The organism is Ideonella azotifigens, assembly GCF_021043325.1.
GTDB classification, from domain to species: Bacteria; Pseudomonadota; Gammaproteobacteria; order Burkholderiales; family Burkholderiaceae_C; genus Ideonella; species Ideonella azotifigens.
This window is the reverse complement of the sequence record NZ_JAJNKD010000011.1, coordinates 44237-69306: the sequence shown is the minus strand read 5'-3', so window position 1 is coordinate 69306 and position 25070 is coordinate 44237. Positions and strand designations below refer to the sequence as shown.

Annotated in this window: 23 protein-coding genes; 7 read left to right on the top strand and 16 right to left on the bottom strand. The window is 66.3% G+C overall.

From position 1 onward, the window contains the following. Nucleotides 1-4: 4 nt before the first annotated feature. Complete coding sequence (locus LRH25_RS21240) at nt 5-391, top strand: c-type cytochrome (RefSeq protein WP_141289257.1); 387 nt, start codon at nt 5-7, stop codon at nt 389-391. Nucleotides 392-419: 28 nt separating this feature from the next. Here the strand turns inward: LRH25_RS21240 and glnT are convergent, their stop codons facing one another. The 12 genes from glnT to aptA form a co-directional block, all read right to left on the bottom strand. Next, nucleotides 420-1751 carry a type III glutamate--ammonia ligase gene (gene glnT, locus LRH25_RS21235; protein ID WP_141289258.1) on the bottom strand — a complete coding sequence of 444 codons (1332 nt, stop codon included), beginning with the start codon at nt 1749-1751 and terminating at the stop codon, nt 420-422. Further along, on the bottom strand, nt 1744-3234 hold the full coding sequence (locus LRH25_RS21230) for an aldehyde dehydrogenase (RefSeq protein WP_231012167.1): 1491 nt from the start codon (nt 3232-3234) through the stop codon (nt 1744-1746). Before LRH25_RS21230 ends, glnT begins: the two co-directional genes overlap by 8 nt. 140 nt (nt 3235-3374) lie before the next feature. Beyond that, on the bottom strand, nt 3375-4748 hold the full coding sequence (locus LRH25_RS21225; protein ID WP_141285510.1) for a DUF3138 family protein: 1374 nt from the start codon (nt 4746-4748) through the stop codon (nt 3375-3377). Nucleotides 4749-4863: 115 nt separating this feature from the next. After that, nucleotides 4864-5709, bottom strand: a complete 846-nt coding sequence (locus LRH25_RS21220) for an ABC transporter permease (protein WP_141285508.1) — start codon at nt 5707-5709, stop codon at nt 4864-4866. Then, nucleotides 5709-6659 (bottom strand): ABC transporter permease, encoded by a 951-nt coding sequence (locus LRH25_RS21215; RefSeq protein WP_141285506.1) that lies wholly within the window; start codon nt 6657-6659, stop codon nt 5709-5711. Before LRH25_RS21215 ends, LRH25_RS21220 begins: the two co-directional genes overlap by 1 nt. Nucleotides 6660-6667: 8 nt before the next feature. Beyond that, nucleotides 6668-7810, bottom strand: a complete 1143-nt coding sequence (locus LRH25_RS21210) for an ABC transporter ATP-binding protein (protein ID WP_141285504.1) — start codon at nt 7808-7810, stop codon at nt 6668-6670. A gap of 16 nt (nt 7811-7826) precedes the next feature. After that, the gene (locus LRH25_RS21205; RefSeq protein ID WP_231012204.1) at nt 7827-8909 is read right to left on the bottom strand and encodes a polyamine ABC transporter substrate-binding protein; all 1083 of its coding nucleotides are present in this window, start codon (nt 8907-8909) and stop codon (nt 7827-7829) included. A gap of 250 nt (nt 8910-9159) precedes the next feature. After that, nucleotides 9160-10572 carry an aspartate aminotransferase family protein gene (locus LRH25_RS21200; protein ID WP_211361300.1) on the bottom strand — a complete coding sequence of 471 codons (1413 nt, stop codon included), beginning with the start codon at nt 10570-10572 and terminating at the stop codon, nt 9160-9162. A gap of 217 nt (nt 10573-10789) precedes the next feature. Then, nucleotides 10790-12157: a glutamine synthetase family protein gene (locus tag LRH25_RS21195; RefSeq protein ID WP_141285500.1), complete on the bottom strand. Its 1368-nt coding sequence runs from the start codon at nt 12155-12157 to the stop codon at nt 10790-10792. A gap of 98 nt (nt 12158-12255) precedes the next feature. Beyond that, complete coding sequence (locus tag LRH25_RS21190) at nt 12256-13086, bottom strand: gamma-glutamyl-gamma-aminobutyrate hydrolase family protein (RefSeq protein WP_141285512.1); 831 nt, start codon at nt 13084-13086, stop codon at nt 12256-12258. Nucleotides 13087-13120: 34 nt separating this feature from the next. Beyond that, nucleotides 13121-14425, bottom strand: coding sequence for an NAD(P)/FAD-dependent oxidoreductase (locus LRH25_RS21185; protein WP_141285498.1), 1305 nt, complete (start codon nt 14423-14425; stop codon nt 13121-13123). A 70-nt stretch (nt 14426-14495) separates the two neighbouring features. Then, complete coding sequence (gene aptA / locus LRH25_RS21180; protein ID WP_141285496.1) at nt 14496-15803, bottom strand: omega-aminotransferase AptA; 1308 nt, start codon at nt 15801-15803, stop codon at nt 14496-14498. Nucleotides 15804-16041: 238 nt separating this feature from the next. Here aptA and LRH25_RS21175 point away from each other — a divergent pair, with 238 nt between their 5' ends. The 3 genes from LRH25_RS21175 (at nt 16042) to LRH25_RS21165 (ending at nt 17143) form a co-directional block, all read left to right on the top strand. Next, nucleotides 16042-16500, top strand: coding sequence for an Lrp/AsnC family transcriptional regulator (locus LRH25_RS21175; RefSeq protein WP_211361301.1), 459 nt, complete (start codon nt 16042-16044; stop codon nt 16498-16500). Between the two features lie 62 nt (nt 16501-16562). Further along, complete coding sequence (locus tag LRH25_RS21170; protein ID WP_141285492.1) at nt 16563-16835, top strand: YlcI/YnfO family protein; 273 nt, start codon at nt 16563-16565, stop codon at nt 16833-16835. Then, the gene (locus LRH25_RS21165; RefSeq protein ID WP_141285490.1) at nt 16832-17143 is read left to right on the top strand and encodes a type II toxin-antitoxin system RelE/ParE family toxin; all 312 of its coding nucleotides are present in this window, start codon (nt 16832-16834) and stop codon (nt 17141-17143) included. The genes LRH25_RS21170 and LRH25_RS21165 overlap by 4 nt, the downstream gene beginning before the upstream one ends. A gap of 57 nt (nt 17144-17200) precedes the next feature. Here LRH25_RS21165 and speB read toward each other — a convergent pair whose 3' ends face one another. Then, the gene (gene speB, locus LRH25_RS21160; RefSeq protein ID WP_141285488.1) at nt 17201-18127 is read right to left on the bottom strand and encodes an agmatinase; all 927 of its coding nucleotides are present in this window, start codon (nt 18125-18127) and stop codon (nt 17201-17203) included. A 414-nt stretch (nt 18128-18541) separates the two neighbouring features. Here speB and aceA point away from each other — a divergent pair, with 414 nt between their 5' ends. Then, nucleotides 18542-19858 carry an isocitrate lyase gene (gene aceA / locus LRH25_RS21155; RefSeq protein WP_141285486.1) on the top strand — a complete coding sequence of 439 codons (1317 nt, stop codon included), beginning with the start codon at nt 18542-18544 and terminating at the stop codon, nt 19856-19858. Nucleotides 19859-20034: 176 nt separating this feature from the next. Here the strand turns inward: aceA and LRH25_RS21150 are convergent, their stop codons facing one another. The 3 genes from LRH25_RS21150 to gbd all read right to left on the bottom strand — a co-directional run bounded on the left by LRH25_RS21150 (nt 20035) and on the right by gbd (nt 23130). Continuing rightward, a complete protein-coding gene (locus tag LRH25_RS21150; protein ID WP_211361299.1) occupies nt 20035-20385 on the bottom strand; it encodes a hypothetical protein in 351 nt (116 codons plus the stop codon). 73 nt (nt 20386-20458) lie between these two features. Continuing rightward, nucleotides 20459-21892, bottom strand: a complete 1434-nt coding sequence (locus tag LRH25_RS21145) for an ammonium transporter (RefSeq protein WP_141285484.1) — start codon at nt 21890-21892, stop codon at nt 20459-20461. 89 nt (nt 21893-21981) lie between these two features. Beyond that, entirely contained in the window at nt 21982-23130 is a 1149-nt protein-coding gene (gbd, locus tag LRH25_RS21140) for a 4-hydroxybutyrate dehydrogenase (RefSeq protein WP_231012166.1), read from the bottom strand. A 92-nt stretch (nt 23131-23222) separates the two neighbouring features. Between gbd and LRH25_RS21135 the strand changes: the two genes are divergently transcribed. Both LRH25_RS21135 and LRH25_RS21130 read left to right on the top strand, forming a co-directional pair. Beyond that, nucleotides 23223-24185 carry an alpha/beta hydrolase gene (locus tag LRH25_RS21135; RefSeq protein ID WP_231012164.1) on the top strand — a complete coding sequence of 321 codons (963 nt, stop codon included), beginning with the start codon at nt 23223-23225 and terminating at the stop codon, nt 24183-24185. Further along, nucleotides 24182-25057: a YbgC/FadM family acyl-CoA thioesterase gene (locus tag LRH25_RS21130; protein WP_231012162.1), complete on the top strand. Its 876-nt coding sequence runs from the start codon at nt 24182-24184 to the stop codon at nt 25055-25057. The genes LRH25_RS21135 and LRH25_RS21130 overlap by 4 nt, the downstream gene beginning before the upstream one ends. The last annotated feature ends 13 nt before the right edge of the window (nt 25058-25070 follow it).

The window sequence follows — 25070 nt, the reverse complement described above, 5'->3', positions numbered from 1 at the left end:
CAACATGACCCGACATCTCTCCTCATGGGCGGCGCCGGCCGCGATGCTGGCGCTGGCCGCCATGCTGCCGGCCGCCCGGGCCGCTGGCGACATGGCGGTGGGCGGCAAGCTGTACGCCGAAAACTGCGCCGAGTGCCACAGCGTGAAGGAAGGGCGCAACAAGAAGGGCCCGTCGCTGTTTGGCAGCTTCCAGCGCAAGGCGGCCGCCCTGCCGGACTTCGCCTATTCGGACGCGCTGAAAGCCAGCGGCATCGCCTGGACGCAGGAACAGCTGGACGCCTACCTGACCCTGCCCAAGAAGGCCGTGCCCGGCGGCAAGATGAAGTTCGACGGCTTGCCAGACGCCAAGGAGCGGGCGGACCTGATCGCCTACCTCAGCACGATCAAGTGAGGCTGCATCGCGTCGCGCTTCGCGGCGATCAGAACATCGTCGCGTAGCGCTGCAGTTCCCAGTCGCTGACGTGGCGGGCGTAGGCCAGCCACTCGGCTTTCTTCAGCCGGATGAACTCTGCGCTCAGCACCGGGCCCAGCGCAGCGCAGACGATCTCGTCTGCCGCCAGCGCGTCGGCTGCTTCGTCCAGCGACTGCGGCAGCAGCGCGATGCCACGCGCGCGGATCTCGCCCAGCGACAGCGCGAACAAGTCCTCGGTGCAGTCCGGGCCCGGGTCCAGCTGGCGATCGATGCCGTCCAGCCCGGCGGCGATCAGCGCAGCCGTTGCCAGGTACGGGTTCGCGCTGGCGTCCGGCAGCCGCCATTCGAAACGGCCGGGCAGGGTGCGGACGACCGCGGTGCGGTTGTTCGGCCCGTGCGCAACGTAGGCCGGCGCCCAACTGGTGCCTGAAAGCGACTCGCCGACCACCAGCCGCTTGTAGCTGTTGACCGTGGGGGCGGCCAGCGCGCACAGCGCTGCCGAATGCGCCAGCACGCCACCAATGAAGTGGCGCGCCAGCGGCGAGAGCAGCGCGCCGGGCTCGTCCGCCACCGGCGCAAACACGCAGCGGTTCGCCTCATCCCACAGCGACACATGGAAGTGCAGCCCGCTGCCCGGCTGGTTCGCAAACGGCTTGGGCATCATCGAGAACACGGTGCCGTGCTGCTCGGCCAGCGTGTGCGCGGCGAGCTTGAACAGCATCAGGTGATCGGCACTGGCCAGCGCTTCGTCGAACGCGAAGTTGACCTCGTACTGGCCGTGGGCGTCTTCGTGGTCCAGCTGCAACACGTCCAGCCCGGCGTCGGTCAGCGCCTGGCCAAGCGCCTGCAGGAAGGCGGCCTGGCGCGGCATGGACTTCAGGTCGTAGCTGGGTTTGTCCAGACGGTCCGCATCATCTGCCGGCAGCCAGCGGCCGTCCTTTGCTTTCAGCAGGAAGAACTCCGGCTCGATGCCGGTCTTCAGCCTCCAACCGCGTTCGGCCAGCCGCCCAGTGGCGCGCTGCAACACCTGGCGTGGGCAGGCCTCGAAAGGCTGGTTGTCGACGAAACCGCTGCTGGTGGCCAGCGCGTAGCCGGGCATCCACGGCAGCGCCTGGATGTTGTCCTCGGTCGGCCGCGCGTAGTACTCGGCCCGCGCACCAGTGCGCGGCAAGGCCGTGCCCCAGATGGACGGGCCGGCAAAGCCAGCGCCCGTCTTGAGCAGATCGTCCAGATGCGCCAAGGGCACGTACTTGCCCTTGGCCGTGCCGTGCACGTCTGCGAACTGGGCGATCAGCGTGTGAACGCCCTGCGTGGCAAGGCGCTGGTGGAGGTCAGTCAAGGCGGATCCAGGTCGTCTTCAGTTCGGTGTACTTGTCGAACGCGTGCAGCGACTTGTCGCGGCCGTTGCCGCTCTGCTTGTAGCCACCGAAGGGCACGGTGATGTCGTCTTCGTCGTACTGGTTGACGTGCACGGTGCCGGCTCGCAGCGCACGGGACACGCGGTGGGCGCGGTTCAGGCTGTCGCTCCACACGCTGGCCTGCAGGCCGTAGCTGGAGGCATTGGCCATGGCCACGGCCTCGGCTTCGGTCTTGAAGCGGATGATGCTCATCACCGGGCCGAAGATTTCCTCGCGGGCGATCTTCATGTCGTTGGTCACGCCGTCGAACACCGTGGGCTCGACGTAGTAGCCACCGGTTTCGCTGCGCGCCTGGCGGCCGCCGGCCACGCAGCGTGCGCCTTCGGTGTTGCCGGCGTCGATGTAGCCGAGCACGGTGCGCATCTGGGTTTCATCGACCAGCGCGCCCAGCTCGGCCTTGCCGCTCAGCGGATCGCCCGCGGCGTACTTCGGCGCCTCGGTAGCCACCAGCTTGACGAACTCGTCGGCCACGCTGTCGTGCACCAGCACGCGCGAGGGTGCGTTGCAGCTTTCGCCCTGGTTGAAGAACATGCTGCCGGCAACGGTTTGCGCGGCGCGGGCGATGTCCTTGAAGTCTTCGAACACCAGGAAGGCGGACTTGCCGCCCAGCTCGTTGTAGACGCGCTTGAGGTTGGAACGGCCTGCGTAGTCCAGCATGCGGCGGCCCACGCGGGTCGAGCCGGTGAAGCCGATGGCGTCCACGTCCATGTGCAGCGCCAGCGCTTCGCCGGCCTCGTGGCCGTAGCCAGGCACGACGTTGAACACGCCTGGCGGCAGGCCGGCTTCAACGGCCAGTTCGGCCAGGCGGGCGGCGGTGTACGGGCTCTTTTCGCTGGGCTTGAGCACGACGGAATTGCCGGCGGCCAGGGCCGGGCCCAGCTTCCAGGCGGCCATGATCATCGGGTAGTTCCAGGGCACGATGGCGCCGATCACGCCCATGGCTTCGCGGGTGATGAGGGCCAGCGCGCTGTCGCCGGTCGGGGCGATCTCGTCGTAGACCTTGTCCACGGCTTCGCCGTACCAGGCAATGCAGCGGGCGGTGGCCGACACGTCCACGCCCAGCGAATACTGCACCGGCTTGCCCATGTCCAGCGTCTCCAGCAGCGCCAGTTCTTCACCGGCGGCCAGGATCTTCTCGGCGAAGCGCTGCAGCACCTTCTTGCGCGCGGCGGGTGGCTGGCCGGCCCAGCGGCGGTCGTCGAAGGCGGCGCGGGCGGCCTTCACGGCGGCGTCGATGTCGGCCGCCTGGCCGCGGGCGACGGCGCCGAGCAGGCGGTTGTCCACGGGCGAGTGCTTGGCGAAGGTCTGGCCATCCAAAGCGGCGACCCGTTGGCCGTTGATCACGGCGCGGCCGTCGAACTGCAGCGAGGTGGCGCGTTCGGTCCAGTTGATGGGGGTGCTCATCTGAAGTCTCCGGAGTGTCGAGAAAGAAAGGGCCGCCGTCGGCTTTCTGCCAAGTCAGCGGCCCTGCAGGCAAGGCGGTGGTCCGCCTTTGTATGGCTTGCAGGCGCGAGGCGGTGTGTTCGCCCTGCGCTCTGTGCAGCTTAGAACGCGACGACGACCGAGGTGGCGATCATGTTGTTGGTCTTCTTGAACGTGCCGTTGCGCACGTCTTCGAAGACCGGGCGGTCGGCGCCGTCCAGGCGGTATTCCAGCTTCACGGTGGTGGCCGTGTCGACCGCGTACTTGCCGCCGATGGTCACAGCGTAGCGGTTGGCACCCTTGTCCAGGTCGCCGCTCAGGTCCGGGCCCAGGCCGTTGCGGCCGTCGTTGCCATAGGCCAGGTCGCCGTTTTCGTCGGCACCGGAGTAGCCGTTGTAGCCGAACAGGCCGCCGCCGTTCTTGCGGTTGTAGATGTAGTCGGCGCGCACCAGGCCCTGCAGGCGCGGCGTGAACATGAAGCCGACCAGGCCGGAAGCGCCAAACCAGCGCGAGTCGCGCCAGCTGCCATCGGCCGCCGGCGTGATGGCGCCTTCCTTCTGCTGGCCATAGGCGAGCTGGCCCTGCAGCGTCAGGTCGCCGCGGGTGAAGTAGCCATCCGCCTCGGCGATGAAGGACATCGTGTTGGTGCCGGTGTTGAAGTTCGGGGTCTTGCCGACCACGCTGGCAAAGCCCCAACCGTCGTACTCGCCCTTGGCGTAGTCCAGCCGCAGCGCCCACACGGCGGACTTGTCGCCCGCCTGGTGGACAGGCGCGTTCAGGTTGGCGATGGCGGTGCGCACCCACCACTTGCCGTCCTTCAAGTCCAGGCCGGCACCGGTGTAGCCGACAGGCAGCGTGAAGTCATACAGCAGGTTGTGGCTGGTCAGCGGGTTCAGCGTGGGCTGCTGGTACTCGTAGCCGGACCAGTCTGGGATCTGGCCAGCGATGAAGCGGGTGTTTTGGTCGGTCAGCGCGACCGAGACGCTGGCTTCCTGCACGATGCTGGCGCCGTCGATGGCCGCGCCCACGCCGCGGTTCGGGGCCAGCGTCAGGTGCCAGATGGTGCCGCTGTCGGTTTCCTTCAGGAAGTCGATGGAGGCGGCGCCGAAGTACGAGGTGTCGTAGGCGTAGCCGTCGGACTGCTGGTTCAGGAACTGGAAGCCTGCCCGGTTCTGGCGCTGATTCCAGACGTAGGTGGGCTCGATGTAGCCGGAGATCTTCAGGCCCATGAAGCCTTTGTCCTGCAGGTTGTCCTGGATGGCTTCAGTCTTGGCGGCAATGCGGTTGAACTCGGCCGCCTGCTCGGGCGTCATGCCCCATTGCGGCTGCGTGGCAGGCGCAGCCGGCGCCGGCGTGGCGCCCAGCTTGGCTTCCAGCTGGCCGATGCGGGCCTTCAGGGCTTGCAGTTCCTTCAGCAGTTCCTCGTTGGACTGCGCCATTGCCGGGAAGGCAGCGGCCAGTGCGAGCACCAGCAGGGAGGGGCGGAGAACGTTCATCGTGGATTCCTTCTATCTGGGTTTTCGACGTGAGCTGCAGGTCCGGGTGGGACCGATCCGGGCCGCGCTGGCATGCCTCCTCAGGCAGCGGCCAACCGGCGAAAAAAGCAAAGGTTCAGTTGCGCGCCGCGGCGGCCATCTCCTGCTGGCGGCGGCGCTCGCCTCGGGCGATCAGGTAGCTGGCCGCGATCACGCCGATGGAGACCACCAGCACGATCAAGGTGGCCACCGCATTGACGCTGGGGTTCAGCCCCAGCCGGGCACGCGAGAAGATCACCAGCGGCATGGTGGTGGAGCCGGGGCCGGACAGGAAGGCCGACAGCACCACGTCGTCCAGCGACAGCGTGAAGGTCAGCAGCCAGGCCGACATCAGCGCCTGCGAGATCATCGGCAGCGTGACCAGGAAGAACACCTGGCGCGGGCGGGCGCCCAGGTCCATCGCAGCCTCTTCCAGCGAGGGGTTCAGCTCCTGCAACCGGGCCTGCACCACCACCGTGGCGTAGGCCATGCCCAGCAGCAAATGGCCCAGCCAGATGGTGCTGGCGCCGCGCTCGGGAAAGCCGGTGATGCGCTGCACCGAAACCAGCATCAGCAGCAGCGACAGGCCGACCACGACCTCGGGCATCACCAGTGGCGCGTTGACCATGCCGGAGAACAGCGTGCGGCCGAAGAAGCGCTTGTACTTGACCAGCGCGAAGGCCGCGAAGGTACCCAGGATGACCGAGCCGCAGGCGGTGAAAAACGCGATCTTGGCCGACAGCCACAGGCCGCTGAGCATCTCGCCGTCGCGGGCCAGCGCGCTGTACCACTTCAGCGTGAAGCCGCGCCAGACGTTGGCCACCGGCGAGTCGTTGAACGAGAACAGCACCAGCGCCAGGATGGGCAGGTACAGGAAGGCGTAGCCGAGGACCAGCCAGGCGCGGCCGAAGCCGCGGTTGAAAGCAGGAGAGGTGCGCAGCATCAGCGGGCCTCCTGGGCTTCTGCCTGGTATTTGCTGAAGAAGGCCAGCGGCACGATGATCAAGAGGATCATCACCACGGCCACGCTGGAGGCCATGGGCCAGTCGTTGTTCGAGAAGAACTCGTCCCACACCACGCGGCCGATCATCAGCGTCTCGGGGCCGCCCAGCAGTTCGGGAATGACGAACTCGCCGACGCAGGGGATGAACACCAGCATCGTGCCGGCGATGATGCCGGCCTTGGACAGCGGCACCGTGATCTTCCAGAACGCGACCCAGGCGGTGGCACCCAGGTCGGCCGCTGCTTCCAGCAGCCGCACGTCCATCTTCGAGAGGTTGGAGTACAGCGGCAGGATCATGAAGGGCACGTAGGTGTAGACCATGCCCAGCACCAGCGAGAACGGCGTGTTCATCAGCTTGCCCGGCGCGGGGATCAGGTGGGCCCAGGCCAGCACCTGATCGAGCCCGGTGCCGATGAGGAAGTCCGAGACCCAGCCGTGTTCGCTCAGCAGGCCTTTCCAGGCGTAGACGCGCAGCAGGAACGAGGTCCAGAACGGCAGCATCACCAGCATCAGCAGCGTGGGCTGCAGCGTGCTCTTGGCGCGGGCCATGAAGTAGGCGAACGGGTAGCCGATCAGCAGGCACAGCACGGCGGTGATGGCCGCGTACTTCAGGCTGGCGACGTAGGTCATCCAGTACAGCTCGTCTTCGGTGATGAAGACGTAGTTGCCGAATTTCAGCGTCAGCGTCAGCAGGCCGTCCTTGTAGCTGACCAGGTCCTTGGCCACCACCGCGCCCATTTCGGACACGCTGAAGTTGACCAGGATCAGGAAGGGCAGCAGGAAAAAGACCAGCAGCCAGCCGTAGGGCAGGGCAATGACGCCGAAGCGGCCGGTTAGCCACTTGGGCCGTTTGCGGGCAGGCGCGGTTGGGGCGGCGGCAGGGGTCGACACGGCGGCGCTCACTGGGTCAGCACCACGTGGGACGAACGCGACCAGTGCGCCCAGACGCTGTCGCCCCAGGTCAGCGCGTCTTCGCGCTGCCGCACGGTATTGGCCATGCTCACCTTGAGCATCTCGCCGCTGGCCAGCTTGAGCCGGTAGACAGTGAAGCTGCCGAAGTAGGACATTTCCTCGATGGTGCCCTGCACGCGGTTGAACTCATCGGGCGGCGGGTTGCGGTCGATGACGATCTTCTCCGGCCGCAGCGCCACCGTGACCGGCATGCCCAGCGTACCGGTGATGCCGTGGCCGACGTAGTGTTTGCAGTCGGGGCTGGCGATGATCACGTGGTCCGCCTCGTCGACCTCGACCGTGCCGTCCATCAGGTTCACGTTGCCGATGAAGTCGGCGACGAAGCGGGTCTGCGGGGTTTCATAGACTTCGCCCGGCGTGCCGACCTGCAGGAACCGGCCTTCGCTCATCACCGCGATGCGCGAGGCCATGGTCATGGCTTCTTCCTGGTCGTGCGTCACCATCACGCAGGTCACGCCGACCTGCTCGATGATGTTGACCAGCTCGATCTGCGTTTCCTCGCGCAGCTTCTTGTCGAGTGCGCCCAGCGGCTCGTCCAGCAGCAGCATCTGCGGCTGCTTGGCCAGGCTGCGAGCCAGCGCCACCCGCTGCTGCTGGCCGCCGGAGAGCTGGTGCGGCTTGCGCTTGGCGAACTTGCCCAGTTGCACCAGCTTCAGCATGGCTTCCACGCGCTCGGCGACCTGCTCCTTGGGCAGACCGTCGCGCCGCAGCCCGAAGGCAATGTTGTCCCACACCGTGAGGTGCGGAAACAGCGCGTAGGACTGGAACATCATGTTCAGTGGCCGCTCGTAAGGCGGCAGCCCCGCCAGGTCCTGGCCGTTCAGGATGATGCGGCCGGACGTGGGCGTCTCGAAGCCCGCCAGCATGCGCAGCAAGGTCGTCTTGCCGCAGCCCGACGAGCCGAGCAGCGCGAAGATCTCGCCCTTGGCAATGTCCAGGCTGACGTTGTTGACGGCCTTGTAGCCACCGAAGTCCTTCACCACATTCTGGATCTGGAGGTAGGTACTGTCGGCAGCGGAAGTGCTGACGGTGCTGGTCGGGCGAGAGACGCTGGCGGGGGAGTTCGTCATGATGCGGGCGGACGCCTTACAGACCAGTCTTGAACGAGGTGTAGGTGCGCGTCATCAGGCGGCGCAGGTCGTTGTTCAACGAGTCCGGTGCGGCCATCTTCTGCAGGTCGGCAGGTGACAGGAACACGGTCGGGTTGTTCGCGACCTCGGGCTTGACGAACTTCAGCGACTCCTTGTTCGGGTTGGCGTAGAAGACCTTGTTGGTCAGGCCGGCGTCGACCTCGGGGCGCATGATGTAGTTGATCCACTTGTGCGCGTTGCCAGGGTGGGCTGCGTCGGCCGGGATCACCATCACGTCGAAGAACAGCAGGCCGCCGGTCTTCGGAATCAGGGCCTCGAGCTTCTGGCCGGTCTTGCCTTCGATGGCGCGCTGGCGCGCGATGTTGATGTCACCCGACCAGCCCAGCGCCAGGCAGACCGAGCCGTTGGCCATGTCATTGATGTAGCCCGAGGAGCTGAACAGCGTGACGTAGGGGCGCACGGACTTCAGCAGCGTGGTGGCAGCGGCGTAGTCCGAAGGGTTCTTGCTGAACGAGGGCTTGCCCAGGTAGTGCAGCGCGGCCGGCACGATTTCGGTGGCCGAGTCCAGGAAGGACACGCCGCAGGACTTCATCTTCGAGATGTACTCGGGCTTGAAGACCAGGTCCCAGACGTTGTCCGGCATCGGCGTGCTGCCCAGCGCGGCCTTGACCTTGTCGACGTTGATGCCCACGGTGGTGTAGCCCCAGAGCCAGTCGACCATGTACTGGTTGCCCGGGTCCATGTTGGCCAGCTGGGCCTGGATTGCCGGGTCCAGGTTCTTCAGGTTGGGCAGCAGCGATTTGTCGAGCTTGCGCAGCAGGCCGCCTTCGGCCTGCAGCTTGGCCCAGTTCGACGAAGGCACGACCACGTCGTAACCCGTCTTGCCGGCAACCAGCTTGGCATGGACGATTTCGTTGTTGTCGAAATTGTCGTAGCGAACCTTGATGCCGGTTTCCTTCTCGAAGTTCGCAATCGTGTCTTCGGCGATGTAGTCGGACCAGTTGTAGATGTTGAGGACCTTTTCCTCTTCCTGGGCCATGGCGGCGCCGCCGACCAATGAGAGCGAGAGCGCGGCCATGGCCAGCGACAGAACCGAACGCACAGACTTGAACTTCATGAAGATATTCCTCCGGGGGTCACAGATGCGGGTTGTCAAACTCAGGGCACACGCCGGTGGGGCAGCGGTGCACAAGCTTCAGCTTGCAGTCTAGGAGACGAACAGGGCAGTGACGCCCCGGGCGAACACGAAAAAAGCTGGCGCAGCACGTGGGCGCGGTAACGCCCGGGGCAGGGGGGCCTGACGCGAAGCGACAGGCTTGGGGGCACCCTTAGATCCAACCGTTCTTCGTGGCATCGGCCAGCGTCAGGTCGAGGCAGCGGCGGATCAGCGCCATCATTTCGTCGATCTGAGCGCGGGTCATCACCAGCGGTGGCGCGATGATCATGCGGTCGCCCACCGCACGCATGATCAGGCCGTTGGCGAAGCAATGGCCACGGCACACCATGCCAATGTCCACCTCGCCTGGGAAGGTCGTGCCGGTGGATTTGTCCTTCACCAGCAGCATCGCACCCATCAGTCCGCATGTCTCCGTTTCGCCGACCAATGGATGGTCGCGCAAGCTTGCAAACTGCTGTGCAAGATACGGGCCGACGTCGTCGCGAACATGCTCGACCAGCTTGAGTTGCTGGATCAGCTTGATGTTGGCCACGGCCACTGCGCATGCCACCGGATGGCCCGAGTAGGTGAAGCCGTGCTGGAACTCGCCGCCTTGCTCGATCAGCGCCTTGGCAACACGCCCGCCGACGGCCACGCCACCCAGCGGGATGTAACCCGAGGTCACGCCCTTGGCGAAGGTCATCAGGTCGGGCTTGCTGCCCATGGTTTCGCAGCCAAACCAGTTGCCGGTGCGGCCGAAGCCGCAGATGACTTCGTCGGACACCAGCAGGATGCCGTACTTGTCGCAGATGCGCTGGATCTCGGGCCAGTAGCTCTTCGGCGGGATGATCACGCCGCCAGCGCCTTGCACCGGCTCGCCAATGAAGGCCGCAACCTTCTCAGGGCCGACGGCGAGGATCTTGTCTTCCAGCCAGCTTGCGGCCTTCAGGCCGAAGGCGTCACGGTCCATGCCACGGCCGTGTTCAAACTGGTAGGGCTGGTCGATGTGCACGATATTGGGGATCGGCAACCCACCTTGTGCATGCATGCCGCTCATGCCCCCCAATGAGGCGCCGGCCATCGTCGAGCCGTGGTAGCCGTTGACGCGGCCGATGATCACCTGGCGTTCCGGCTGGCCCAGGATGTCCCAGTAGCGGCGCACCATGCGCACCACGGTGTCGTTGCCTTCGGAGCCCGAGCCGGTGAAGAACACATGCTCGAAACCGGGCGGCGTGACCGAAGAGATCAGCTCGGCCGCTTCGATCGAAGGCGGCGTGGCGGTCTGGAAAAACGCGTTGTAGAACGGCAGCTCTTTCAGCTGCCGCGTGGCCGCGTCGATCAGCGCCTGCTGGCCGTAGCCGACGTTGACGCACCACAGCCCGCTCATGGCGTCCAGCAGCTTGTGGCCTTCGCTGTCCCAGAGGTAGATGTTCTCTGCCTTAGTGATGATGCGCGAGCCCTTGCTGCTCAGGCCGTGGTGGTCTGTGAACGGGTGCAGGAAGTGCGCCGAATCGGCTTGCTGCCATTCGCGCGTCGTGCGCTTTTGCGCCACGGCGGGCGCCTGGATGACGATGTTGTTTTGCATGGGAGGCTCCTTGAAAAACGGCCGCCCTCGTGAGGCGACCGTGCAGTGTTTTTGGGCAGAAGCTGCGGGCGGACCGGGCGGGTTCGAGCGGGTCGTCAAAACGGGCTCAATCTAGGCGCAAAGCGCAGCTGTAGCTCGGGCTACAGCGAGCATTTGCAACGACGAGTGAGTCTGTTTTGGCGGCATGAGCGGGCCCGTTCGGTTCGTCTGCAGCTTCTTAGACGTGCAGCAGCAGGTGCTCGCGTTCCCACGGCGAGATCACCTTCATGAACTCGGCGTGCTCGATCTCTTTCACCTCGGTGTAGACGGTGATGAAGTCCTTGCCCAGCACTTCGGCCAGGTCCGTGTCTTGGCGCAGCAGCTCCAGCGCTTCGCCCAGGCTGCGTGGCAGCTGGTATTCGCCCAGATAGGCGTCGCCCTTGCATTCCGCGGCCGGTGCGATCTTGTTCTTGATGCCCAGGTAGCCGCAGGCCAGCGTGGCGGCCAGTGCCACGTAGGGGTTGGCATCGGCACCGATCACGCGGTTCTCGATCCGGCGTGCCGAAGGCGAAGCCACCGGTGAGCGGATGCCGACGGTGCGGTTGTCGGAGCCCCACTGGATGTTGATCGGCGCGGCGGTGTTGCGCGACAAGCGGCGGTAGCTGTTGACGTACGGTGCGAACAGCGCCATCGCCGCCGGGATGTACTTCTGCAGGCCGCCGATGTACCAATAGAACTCGTCGCTGGCAGTTCCGTCTTCATTGCTGAAGATGTTCTTGCCGGTCATTTTGCTGACCAGGCTTTGGTGCACGTGCATTGCGCTGCCGGGCTCACCGGCAATCGGCTTGGCCATGAAGGTGGCGAACATGTCGTGCCGCAGTGCGGCCTCGCGCACCGTGCGCTTGAAGAAGAAGACTTCGTCGGCCAGGCCCAGCGGGTGGGCGTGGAAGAAGTTGATCTCCATCTGGCCGGCACCGACCTCGTGGATCAGCGTGTCCACGTTCAACTCCATCTTCTCGCAGTAGTCGTAGACGTCTTCGAACAGCGGGTCGAACTCGTTGACCGCGTCGATCGAATAGGCCTGGCGCGAGGTTTCGCTGCGACCGCTGCGGCCGACCGGCGGCTTCAGCGGCATGTCGGGGTCGGTGTTGCGGGCGACCAGGTAGAACTCCAGCTCCGGCGCCACGACGGGTTCCCAGCCCTCGGCGGCGAACAGGTCGCAGACGCGGCGCAGCACCGAGCGCGGCGCAAACGGCACCAGGTTGCCGTCGCGGTCGTAGCAGTCGTGGATGACTTGCGCGGTCGGGTCGGTGGCCCAGGGCACGATGCGCACGGTGGCCGGGTCAGGCCGCAGGTGCATGTCGCGGTCCGTCGGGTGGATCACGTCGTAGTACGGGCCTTCTTCCGGGAATTCCCCGGTCACGCCCATCGCCACAATGGCTTCGGGCAGCCGCATGCCGCGGTCCTCGGTGAACTTCTGGCGTGGCAGGATCTTGCCGCGCGCCACACCGGTGAGGTCGGGCACGAGGCACTCGATCTCGGTGACACGGTGTTGGTTGAGCCAGTTCTCCAGCTCGCTGAAATTGAATTGTTCTCTGCTGGCCATGGTGGCACCTGCTTTGACTTTTGCATTGCGCGCGGAATGTCGCCTGGCAGACTGCTGCGCCCGGCGCCGGGCCGCGCGGGCCCCGGGGTTCTGTTGGGTCAGGCCTTGTTTGCGCCCGGTTGAATGGCGGCCGGATGGTGTGCAGCCTGATGCTGGCGGCAAGCATCGCCAAAGGCGTTCAGCATCACGACCGATTGCGGGTTTTGCGCAGCCTGCCACTCCGGGTGCCATTGCACGCACAGGCTGAAGCCAGCGCCGCCTTCGACTGAAAACGCTTCAACCAGCCCGTCCGGCGCGCGGGCTTCGACCCGCAGGCCGTCCGCCAGCCGGTTCACCGCCTGACCATGCACCGAGTTGACCGGGAAGTCGCCGCTGCCGAACAGGCTGGCCAGCACGCCGCCGGCCTGCACCTGCACCGCATGCGCCGGGCCGTACTGCACGGCAGCCGGTTCGCCATCGGGCGCGCGGTGGTCATGGTGGCCGGCCACGTCGTGCACGGCCTGGTGCAGCGAGCCGCCCAGCGCCACATTGGTCTCCTGCGCACCGCGGCAGATTGCGAACAGCGGGATGCCGCGCGCAAGCGTGCGGCGGATCAAGGGCAGCGTCCAGCTGTCGCGCAGCGGGTCCAGCGGCAGGGCCGGGTTCAGCACTTCTTCGCCGAAGTGGCTGGGGTGCACGTTGGATGGCGAGCCGGTCAGGAACACGCCGTCGGCCAGATCCAGCAGCGCGTCGATCTCATCGGCCTCGGCAGACGGCACGATCAAGGGCTGGCCGCCGGCCAGGCGCACGGCATCCAGGTACTTCTTGCCGGCGATGTGGAAAGGGTGCTCGCCCAGCATGCGGTTGCACGCGGGCACCAGCACCACGGGCTTGCGTGCCGGTGCGGCCGCGGCGTCGTGGGCGGCGGTGATCGAGGAGGGCAAGGTCATGTCGTTCATGCCGATGTTCCTGAATGAGTGGGGTTCAACCCAGCAAGTCCCGCAGCTGGTACCAGGCCATGCCCAGCACCAGCGCCGGAGTGCGCAACAAGCGCCCGCCCGGGAAGGCATGGTGCTTGATGCGTGCGAAGACGTCAAAGCGGCTGGCGTCGCCGGTCATGGCTTCGGCCACCAGCCGGCCAGCCAGGCCAGTCAGCGCCAGGCCGTGGCCGGAGAAGCCTTGCAGGTAGTACACGTTCTGGTGCCCGTCCGGCAGGCGGCCGAAGTCGGGCGCGCGGTTCATCGTGATGTCCACGAAGCCGCCCCAGGCGAACTCGGCCTTGGCGTCTTTCAGCTGCGGGAAGGTGCCGACCATGCGCTTCCTCATCGTCTCGGCCAGGTTGGGCGGCGTCACGGTGCTGTAGCTGACGCGGCCGCCGTAAAGCATGCGGTGGTCGGCCGTCGGGCGGAAGTAGTCCAGCACGAAGTTGGTGTCACAGACTGCCGAGCCCGAAGGCACCAGCGACGCGGCCAGTCCAGGTTCCAGCGCCTCTGAGCAGACGATGTAGGTGCCGACCGGCATGATGCGCTGCTCCAGCGCCTGGGCCACGCCCTGCAGGTAGACATTGCCAGCCAGCAGCACCTGCGGCGCGCGCACCTGGCCGCCTGCGGTGTGCAGCGTGACCGTGGCGCCGGGCGTCATCGCCGTGACGGGTGAGTTCTCGAAGATCTGCACACCGGCTTCGGCTGCAGCGCGGGCAATGCCCAGCGCGTACTTGAGCGGATGCAGGTGGCCGGAGTGCGGGTCGTGCAGGCCGGAGTGGTAGCGCGGGCTGGCGATCCAGTCGCCAATGCGCTCGTGCGGCACCGGTGTGAACCTGGCGTTGTAGACCCGCGCCATGCGCTCGGCCCATTCGGCCAGCGCCGCGCCTTTGCGTGCACTGGTGGCCACACCCAGGTAACCGTCGCGCCAGTCGCAATCAATCTGGTGATGGCGCATGCGCTGGCGCAGCAGGTCCAGCGCTTCCAGCGTCATGCCCCAGACTTTGCGGGCGTCCTCCAGGCCCAGCTGGGCTTCGATCTCGGTGTGGTCGCAAGCCAGACCGTGGATGGCCTGGCCGCCGTTGCGCCCACTGGCGCCCCAGCTGACCTGCCTGGCCTCCAGCAACACGACCTTGCGGCCCAGCTTGGCCAGGTCCAGCGCGGCGGTCAACCCGGCCAGGCCGCCGCCGACGGTGGCCACGTCGGCTTCGAGGTCGCCGGAAAGCGCAGCAAAACCCTGCGTGCGCGGGGCGGTGGCGGCGTAATACGAATGGCGGGCGAGATCGCGGTCGACGCTGAGGAAGGTCATAAGGTAGGCGCTAGGCAAAGCCCTCTGAAAGTCAGTTACCGCAGGGTTGGAAGAATGGGAGCGGAAGTGCTCAGGCCACGCGACTGATCGCGTTGCGCAGTGTGCTGACGATCTGGTCGATCTGCTCTCGGCTGATGATCAGCGGCGGCGACAGCGCGACCGTGTCGCCCGTGGTGCGCACCATCACGCCGGCGGCGTAGCAGTCCAGGAACACGTCGAAGGCGCGTGCGGTCGGTGCGCCGGGACGCGGTGTGAGTTCGATGCCGCCGACCAGGCCGATGTTGCGCACGTCGATCACGTGCGGCGCGTCCTTCAGCGAATGCAGCGACTCGGCGAAGTAAGACTGCAGCTCGCCAGCGCGGGTCAGCAGACCTTCTTCCTCGTAGGTGTCCAGCGTGGCCAGGCCGGCGGCGCAGGCCAGCGGGTGGGCCGAGTAGGTGTAGCCGTGGGCGAACTCGATCGCTTGTTCCGGGCCTTGCATGAAAGCGTCGTACACGTGTTGGCGGGCAATCACCGCGCCCATCGGCACGGCGCCGTTGGTCAGGCCCTTGGCGCAGCTCATCAGGTCTGGCGTGACGCCGAAGGTCTGCGCGGCAAACGGGTTGCCGGTGCGGCCGAAGCCGGTGATGACCTCGTCGAAGATCAGCAGGATGCCGTGGCGGTCGCAGATCTCGCGCAGGCGCTGCAGGTAACCTTGCGGCGGGATCAGCACGCCGGTGGAGCCGGCGACGGGCTCGACGATCACCGCGGCGATGGTCGACGGGTCGTGCAGCGCGCACAGGCGCTCCAGGTCGTCCGCCAGCTCGGCGCCATGGGCTGGCTGGCCGACGCTGAAGGCATTGGCGCCTAAGTCGTGCGTGTGGCGGATGTGGTCCACGCCGCTCAGCATGGTGCCGAACATCTTGCGGTTGCCGACGATGCCGCCGACCGACATGCCGCCGAAGTTGACGCCGTGGTAGCCACGCTCGCGGCCGATCAGCCGGGTGCGCTGGCCTTCGCCGCGCACGCGGTGATAGGCCAGGGCCATCTTCAGCGCCGTCTCCACGGCTTCGGAGCCGGAGTTGGTGAAGAAGACCTTGTTCATGTCGCCGGGTGCCAGGTCGGCCACGCGGCGCGCCAGCTCGAAAGCCTTGGGGTGGCCCATCTGGAACGGCGGCGCGTAGTCCATTTCGGCGGCCTGCTCGGCAATCGCCTGCACGATGCGCGGCCGGGCGTGGCCGGCGTTGACGCACCACAGGCCGGCGACGCCGTCGAGGATTTGCCGGCCTTCGTCGTTCCAGAAATGCATGCCGGAAGCCTTGGTCAGCAGGCGCGGTGCCTTCTTGAACTGGCGATTGGCCGTGTAGGGCATCCAGTAGGCGTCAAGGTCGGCGGTCATCGTCATTCCTCAAGGACTTGGCAGCGGCGGCGTGATCCACATCACGCTTCGGCGCTGCTTCAAGTGGCATTCAGCAACGAGGAGCAGTCTAGCCAAGCCGGCGCGCAATGTGCTTGCGCGTTGGTGAGGCAGCAGGCCTCGCGGCGCAATTTCATGCGAAGCAGAAGTAGAATCTTGAAACAATATGCGAAGCATCTCCAAATCGCCGCAATTTTCATCACAGGCCGGTATGCAACTGATGCATCTGGACGCGATTGACAAGGCCATCCTGTCGGAGCTGCAGCTCGACGGCAAACTCACCAACGTGGAGCTGGCGCAGCGGGTGCATCTGTCGCCCTCGGCCTGCCTGCGGCGGGTCAAGCAACTGGAAGATGAAGGCGTGATCGCGCAGTACGTGGCGCTGCTGAACCCCAAGGCCGTGGGCCAGACAGGCACCAGCTTCACCATCATCAACCTCGAAACCATGAGCAACAGCCTGCTCGAAGCCTTCGAGCAGGCTGTGCGGGCCGAGCCGCAGGTGCTGGACTGCTATTACGTGGCCGGCTCGAACGACTACCTGATCCGCTTCGCCTACCGCGACGCCGAAGACCTGGAGCGTTTCCACACCCAGGTGCTGATGCACCTGCCGGGCGTGGAGCGGTCGAACTCCATGCTGGTGCTGCGGACGGTCAAGAAGACCACCGCCTTGCCGTTGTGACCGCTGGGCCTGGAACGGACTACACTCACTGCGTCGCAAGTGCAACGCAATCCATTCCACCCATGAAGTCCGCAACGTTCCCCTCGCTGCGCGTCGAAGCCGAGCTTCGCGAAGCTGCCGAAAGTGTCCTGCAGGAAGGCGAATCCTTGTCAGGTTTCATCGAGTCGTCGGTGCGAGAGACCATCGACCGTCGACGCAACCGCGCCGAGTTCATTGCCCGCGGCTTGGCCGCGCGTCAGGACTTCGCTCGCACTGGCGTCTCGTATTCCGCGGACGAGGTGCACGCAGAACTGAAAGGCCGGCTTGAGGCCGCCAGAAAGCGGATCCTCGGTTGAGCTTCGCAGTCCGCTACCTGGCCCAGGCCCGCGCCGACCTCATTCGCCTCTACGACCATTTGGTCGACAAGGCCGAGACGGTGGAGGACCTGACGCATGCTGACATCGCCTATGAAGCAATCGTGAGCGCGATCGACAGCTTGCGACGCACCCCATTCATCTACCGCAAGGCCGCCGAGAGCCCTTTCCTGCGCGAGTTGTTGATTCCATTCGGTGCGGCCGGCTATGTTGCGCTGTTCGAGATCGTCGATGCAGGTCTGGTTCAGGTGCTCGCCATCCGGCATCAGCTGGAAGACGACTACCACTGACCTCCGCCCCGATTGGCTAGGGGCTAAAGTTAGCTCAGACGACGTTGCCAATCCGAGTCAGATGCCCAAGCGCCTGCGCTGGCCGCAGAGGTAGGTCCAGACGATTTGCGAGGCGGCCAGGCTGGTCAGCTCGCTCTGATCGAAGGGCGGGGACACCTCCACGCAGTCCATGCCGATGAAGGGCAGGTCGGCCAGTTCCTCGAGGATGCTGAAGACCTGGTTGGTCGTCATGCCGGCCGGCTCGGGCGTGCCGGTGCCGGGCGCAAAGGCCGGGTCCAGGCAGTCGATGTCCAGGCTGAGGTAAAGGGGTGGGTGCCCGTGTGCGGCCAGGCGCTCGCGGATGGCGCCGAGCACCGGCGCCAGCTGCGTCGGGTTCTCCAGGCCGCGAAGCTCGCGGGCGGTGAAGATCTGGCCGCCCTGGTCTCGCACGTATTCGCGCGCTTCGCGCACCCCGGCAGAGCGGATGCCCAGTTGCGTGAAGCACTCGGGCAGCACCAGGCCTTCCTGGATGGCCTCGTAGACCCAGGTGCCATGGCCACTGGGCTCGCCGAAGTGGTCTTCCCAGGTGTCGCAGTGGGCGTCGAAATGGATCACGGCCAGCGGCTGGCCGACCTGGGCGCGGTAGGCGCGCAGCAGTGGCAGCGTGATCGAGTGATCACCGCCCAGCCAGGCCATGTGGTGGCTGGCAATCAGCGGCTGGATCAACGGCATCATCGCTGCGCGCATGCCTTCCAGGCTGGTGTTGGGCAGGGGCAGGTCGCCGGCGTCGCCCAGGCAGCCGTCCAGCGCCACATCGAACAGCGGGTGCGTGCCGTCGCACAGCATGTGGCTGGCCTGGCGGATGTTGCGCGGGCCAAAGCGCGCGCCAGGGCGGTTGGTCACACAGCCATCCCAGGCGACGCCTGCCAAGCCGAAGGTGTGGCCTTTGGCGAGCGGTGGCACCTGCAGGAAGGTGGTCTGGGACAGGAACGGGAAGCCGGACATCGGGCAGCGCTTTCTAAGGAACCTGAACGGGGATCGCCGAAGGGGTTCCGACCCTGCCGATCAGGTCGACGGCGGCCATCATAAAGAGCAGCGCGTTGCCCGGGGCACGCATCGGGGGCTTGCATCGGCATCCACTGCCGGGGATTTCCCATCGCGAAAAGGCTCTTTCACGATGTGGAATCAAGAGAATTCAAAGGTGAGTTTCATTTTTCATAGTGAAATCTGCACTCTCACATTGCGATATGTTGAACTTAAGTCATTGATTTTATTGAAAACAAACTTCAGTCTTATATAAGACATAAGTCTTCCCTCCGGCGAGTTCGGCGCGCACACTTGTCTCCAGGTTGTCACCTTGTTGACCTCAATTTCTGACACCCGATCGACCCCGATTCGACCTACCTGATGGAGCTCCCGATGACGAAGCTGACCCGCGAACAACAGATTGCCGCCCTGCAAAAAGACTGGGCCGAAAACCCTCGCTGGAAGGGTGTCAAGCGTGGCTATTCCGCTGCTGACGTGGTGCGCCTGCGCGGCAGCCTGCAGCCCGAGTACACGCTGGCCCAGCGCGGCGCCGAAACGCTGTGGAACAAGATCAACGGTGGCGCCAAGAAGGGCTACGTGAACGCCTTCGGGGCGATCACCGCCGGCCAGGCGATGCAGCAGGCCAAGGCCGGCCTGGAAGCGGTGTACCTGTCGGGCTGGCAGGTGGCCGCCGACGGCAACACCTCCGAGACCATGTACCCGGACCAGTCGCTGTACGCCTACGACTCGGTGCCGACCATGGTCCGCCGCATCAACAACACCTTCAAGCGCGCTGACGAGATCCAGTGGTCACGCGGCATCAACCCGGGCGACGAGCAGTTCGTCGACTACTTCCTGCCCATCGTGGCCGACGCGGAAGCCGGTTTCGGCGGCGTGCTGAACGCCTTCGAGCTGATGAAGAACATGATTGCCGCGGGCGCTGCCGGCGTGCACTTCGAAGACCAGCTGGCGGCCGTGAAGAAGTGCGGCCACATGGGCGGCAAGGTCCTGGTGCCGACGCAGGAAGCCATTGAGAAGCTGCTGGCCGCGCGTTTCGCCGCCGACGTGATGGGCGTGCCCACCATCGTGCTGGCCCGCACCGACGCCGAAGCCGCCAACCTGATCACCAGCGACCACGACGCCAACGACAAGCCCTTCCTGACCGGCGAGCGCACGCAGGAAGGCTTCTACCGCGTCAAGAACGGCCTGGAGCAGGCCATCAGCCGCGGCGTGGCCTACGCGCCTTATGCCGACCTGGTGTGGTGCGAAACCGGCACGCCGGACCTGGGCTTCGCCCGTGAGTTCGCACAGGCCGTGCATGCCAAGAGTCCAGGCAAGCTGCTGAGCTACAACTGCTCGCCGTCCTTCAACTGGAAGAAGAACCTGGACGACCGCACGATCGCACGCTTCCAGGATGAACTGTCGGCCCTGGGCTACAAGTACCAGTTCATCACGCTGGCCGGCATTCACATCAACTGGTTCAACACCTTCAAGTTCGCCCACGCCTATGCGAACGGCGAAGGCATGAAGCACTACGTCGACATGGTGCAGGAGCCCGAATTCAAGGCCCGCGAACAAGGCTACACCTTCGTCTCGCACCAGCAGGAAGTGGGAGCCGGCTACTTCGACGACGTGACCACCGTGATCCAGGGCGGCAGCTCCAGCGTCAAGGCACTGACCGGCTCCACGGAAGAAGAGCAGTTCCATTAAGAATGGGGCACCCGGTTCGCCGGGTACGGCAAACCACCCGCCGGGCGGGTTGGCGCGGCTGCCTTGAGGCGGCTCGGCGCCGGCCGCGCTGCGGTGACGACGGTCAAGGTCGTCAAGCCAAACAAAAGGCCCGGTTGCCAAACAGCAACCGGGCCTTTTTCGTCAGCGCGGGCCTGTTAGCGCAGGCTGCCCACGTAGCGTGCCGGCGGTGGTGCGCTCGGGGCGGTGGGTGCGCTGGCGCTGCGCCCAAAGCGGCTCTCGCCGAAGCCGGAAGGCGTGTGTCGCTCGGCCACGGCACGTGCGGGCAGGGGCCTCGCTTCGGCCGGCGGCGGGAACATGGCGGCCAGGAAGCGCTGGCCCCATTCGACGAGCTCCGGGTGCGCCACCTCGGCCAGCGCCACGCGGATGATCTCGCGGGCGTACTCGGGGCTGCGCACCAGCCACTCCACGTCGGTGACACGGCCCATCTTGCGCCGCATCACCACATGCAGGTGGGCGGCAATGGCCAGCTTTTCGCTCTCCAGCATCTTCACACCTCCGGCTAAGTTGTCGTCAAAAGAAGAAAACTGCCTTGCTGCGCGCTCGTGAACCACCTCTGGATCACTCGACGCGCTCGCCGTGCTGGCTCAGGTCCAGCCCGTCGGATTCCTGCTTCTCGGTGATGCGCAGGCCGATCACCCAGTCCACCAGTTTCAGGATCAGTGCGCTCGCCAGGCCGCTGTAGACCAGCGTGGCCAGCACCGCCAGACCTTGTGTCAGCACGCTGCCTTCGACACCGCCGATTTCCGGGTCGGCCAGCCAGCCGGTCATCAGCGCACCGATGATGCCGCCCACGCCGTGCACACCAAACACGTCCAGCGAGTCGTCCGCCCCCAGCAGGCGCTTCAGGCCGGTGGCGCCCCAGTAGCAGCCTACCCCGGCGGCCACGCCGATCAGCACTGCGCTGCTCGGGCTGACAAAGCCGGAAGCCGGCGTGATGGCCACCAGGCCGGCCACCGCGCCGCTGCACAGGCCCAGCAAGGTGGGCGTGCGCCGCACGATCCACTCGGCCAGCATCCAGGCCAGCGCTGCCGCTGCGGCGCCCAGTTGCGTGACCAGCATCGCCATGCCGGCGCGCCCGTCCGCAGCACCGGCCGAGCCACCGTTGAAGCCCATCCAGCCCACCCACAGCAGCGACGCGCCGATGGCCGTGTACGCGAGGTTGGACGGCATCAGCGCCACTTGACCGTAGCCTTTGCGCTTGCCCAGCATGAAGGCCGCCACCAGCCCTGCAATGCCGGCATTGATGTGCACCACCGTGCCACCGGCAAAGTCCAGCGCACCACGCTGGGCCAGCCAGCCATCACTCGCCCAGACCCAGTGCGCCACCGGCGAATACACCAGGATGGACCACAGGCCCATGAACCACAGCAGCGCTGCGAACCGCATGCGCTCGGCAAATGCTCCGACGATCAGTGCCGGCGTGATGATCGCGAAGCTCAGCTGGAACATCACGTACACCGACTCGGGTATGGTCGGCGCCAGTGGATGAGTGGTGACCAGGCCTGCCATCTTGTGGAACTGCACCGTGGACAGAAAGGTCGCGATGCCGCTGCCCAGCCATGGCGAGCCGGGCATGAAGGCCAGGCTGTAGCCCCAGCCAAACCACAGCAGCGAGACCAGCGCGCAGACCGCCAGCACCTGGGCCATCGTGCCCAGCACGTTCTTCTTGCGCACCATGCCGGCGTAGAACAACGCCAGCCCGGGGATCGTCATCAGCAGCACCAGCGCGGTGGCGCTGATCATCCAGGCGGTGTCGCCGGCACTGATCTGGGCGACCGGCGTCAGCAGGGGCACGCCGGTGGCGACCGCGCTGGCGGCCGCACCCGACGCGGCGGCCACGCCCTCAGGCGCTGAAGCGGCACCCGATGCCACACCGGAAGCCGCCGTCGCGGCAGCGTCCGAAACAGCCTGCGCCCATGCACTTGCTGTTGCCCAACAGGCAACACCCACCCCGGCGGCACCCAGCCGCCGCCCCGTTACCGCGCACTGCATCAACAACGTCCTGTAGGTTTAGTGATACCTGTTTTCCAAGCAAGTATCAGACCTGTATCAGAACGTTTCGGCCGCAATTGGCCTCAGCCTCACATCGAGTCGTGCAGCAGCTGCAGGTAGTCTTCGCGGGTTGCGAGTCTAGGGTTCGTTGCATGGCAATGGTCGAGCATCGCACCGTCGATCACGGCCTCGAAGATCTCGGGCGACACCCCCATCTGCGCCAGCCCCGTCGGCAGGCCCAGGCGGGCGTTCAGCTCGCGCACAGCCTCGGCCAGCTCGGTGCCCTGGCTGTCGCAGCCGGGCAGGCCGATGGCGTGCGCCATGCGAGCCAGCCGGTTCTCGCGCCGCATCGAGTCGGCCGAGGCGTTGAAGCGGATCACGGCCGGCAGGAAGACCGCGTTCAAGGTGCCGTGGTGCAGGCGAGGGTTCTTGCCGCCCAGGCTGTGGCTGAGCGAATGCACACAGCCCAGGCCTTTCTGGAAGGCCAGCGCGCCCTGCATGCTGGCACTCATCATGGCCCAGCGGGCGTCGCGATCCTGGCCGTTGCGGGTGGCGCGTTCGATGTGGGCCCAGCCGCGCGCCAGGCCGTCCAGTGCAATGCCGTCGGCGGGAGGGTTCACCGCGCCGGACATGAAGGTCTCAAGGCAATGGGCGATGGCGTCCATGCCGGTGGCTGCCGTCAAGGAAGGCGGCAGCGTCAGTGTCAGCGCCGGATCCAGCAGCGCGGACTTGGGCATCAGGTTCCAGTTGTGGAAGCCCAGCTTGCGGCCATCGTCGACGATGAGGATCGCGCCGCGCGCGACCTCGCTGCCGGTGCCCGCGGTGGTCGGCACCGCAATGACCGGCGCCGCGGCCGTGCTGATGCGCCCGGCACCGCCTTCGATGGTGGCGTACTGGCTCAGCGGGCCGGGGTGCGTGGCGGCGATCGCCACGCCCTTGGCCAGGTCGATGCTGGAGCCGCCCCCCACGGCCACCAGGCCGTCGCAGCCATGCTGCTTGTAGACCGCCACCGCGGCGCGCACGGCAGCCTCGGTCGGGTTGGGCGGCGTGGCGTCGAACACCGCGTGGGGCAGGGTGCCCAGCGCACCCAGCGCCTGGTCCAGCACACCTGCAGCGCGCACCCCGGGGTCGGTTACCACCAGCGGCTTGGCAATGCCCAGCCGCTCGCATTCGGACTGTAGCAGCGAGAGCACGCCGAAGTCGATGTCGATCTGGGTCAGGTAGAGGATGCGCGCCATGGCCTGCCATCAGGAAAGGTTGGGGTGCAGCCAGTATGCTGGCGGCCGCACGCCTCGTGCCACAAGACAAACCTTGAGTTCCTGTCCCCGAGATGACACTGCATTCCAAGCCACCCACAGTCCCTCATCTCACGTCGCAGATGAGCGCCTTGCTGGCGCGCATCCGCCGCGCCAACCGGCCGGCTTTCCACACGCTGTCTCCAGAGCATGCACGCCTGGCCTACGGCATTGGCTCCGAGATCCTGGACCTGCCGCGCGCGCCGCTGCCGCGGGTCGAAGACATTCAGGTGCCTGTAGCGCCTGGCGTGCAGTGTGCCGCGCGGCTCTACGCGCCCAGCGCCGAGAAGCTGCCGGTGCTGCTGTACCTGCACGGCGGTGGTTTCACCATCGGCGGCATCGAGACACACGACAGCCTGTGCCGCCAGCTGGCCCTGCGCAGTGGTGCCGCCGTGCTGTCGCTGGACTACCGGCTGGCGCCCGAACATCGTTTTCCTGCCGCCGTGGACGACAGCTTCGGCGCTTTGCGCTGGCTGGCCGGCCCGGGCGCTGCCGAACTGGGTCTCGAGGCCTCGCGCATCGCGGTGGGTGGTGACAGCGCCGGCGGCACGCTGTCGGCCGTCTGTGCGCTGATGGCACGCGACCAGGGCCTGAAGCTGGCGCTGCAGTTGCTCATCACGCCCGGCACCGGCGCCTACGCCAACACCGATTCGCACCGCCGCTTCGCCGCAGGCTACCTGCTGGACGCCGCCAGCATCGAGTGGTTCTTCAACCAGTACATCGCCCACGCGCAGCGTGAAGACTGGCGCTTCGCGCCGCTGCTGGCGCCGGAGCTGGAAGGCGTGGCGCCCGTCTGCATGATCCTCGCCGAGTGCGACCCGCTGGTCGACGAAGGCGTGGCCTATGCCGACCGGCTGCGGCTGGCAGGCGTGCCGGTCGCGCTGGAGCTGTACCGTGGCGTGACCCACGACTTCATCAAGCTCGGCCGGCAGATCCGCGAAGCCGATGCTGCCCAGGCCGCCGCAGGCCTTGCCCTGAAAGAGGCGTTTTCATCATGAGCACCCCCCGCCTGCAACGCACCGATTTCCGCTGCTTCGAACGCTTGCGCGTGCGCTGGTCCGAAGTGGACATGCAGCAGATCGTCTTCAATGGCCACTACCTGAACTACGTGGACACCGCCGTCGGCACCTACTGGCGCGCGCTGGCCTTGCCGTACCAGGCCGCCATGCAACTGCTGGGCGGTGACCTGTTCGTCAAGAAGGCCACGGTCGAGTACCACGCCGCGGCGACCTTCGATGACCTGCTGGAAGTCGGCGTGCGCCACGAGCGCACCGGCAACAGCTCGCTGGGCTTCACTGCCGCGGTGTTCCGTGCCGAGCAACTGCTGGTCACGACTGAGCTGGTCTATGTGTTTGCCGACGCGCAGGCCCGCACGCCGCTGGCCGTGCCCGCCACGCTGCGCGAGATCCTGCGCGGCTTCGAGGCTGGCGAGGCCATGGTGGAGGTGCAGGTGGGCGACTGGGCCACGCTGGGACAGGCCGCCAGCGAGATCCGACAGGAAGTCTTCGTGCAGGAACAGAACATCCCGGCGGCGATGGAATGGGACGATGGCGATGCGCACTGTGTGCACGCGGTCGCCTACAACCGCCTGGGCATGGCGCTGGGCACTGGCCGGCTGCTGGAGCACGTGCCCGGCGTGGCCAAGATCGGCCGCATGGCGGTGCGCCGCCCGGTGCGTGGTGGCGCGGTCGGTCGCGCCGTGCTGGACGCGCTGATGCAGGCCGCCCGCCAGCGCGGCGACCACGAGGTCATGCTGCACGCCCAGACCAGCGCCGCGCCGTTCTACAGCCGGGCCGGCTTCACGTCGCGCGGGCCGGTCTTCGAGGAAGCCGGCATCCAGCACGTGGAGATGGTGCGGGCGCTGCGCTGACGCAGCAGCTCGC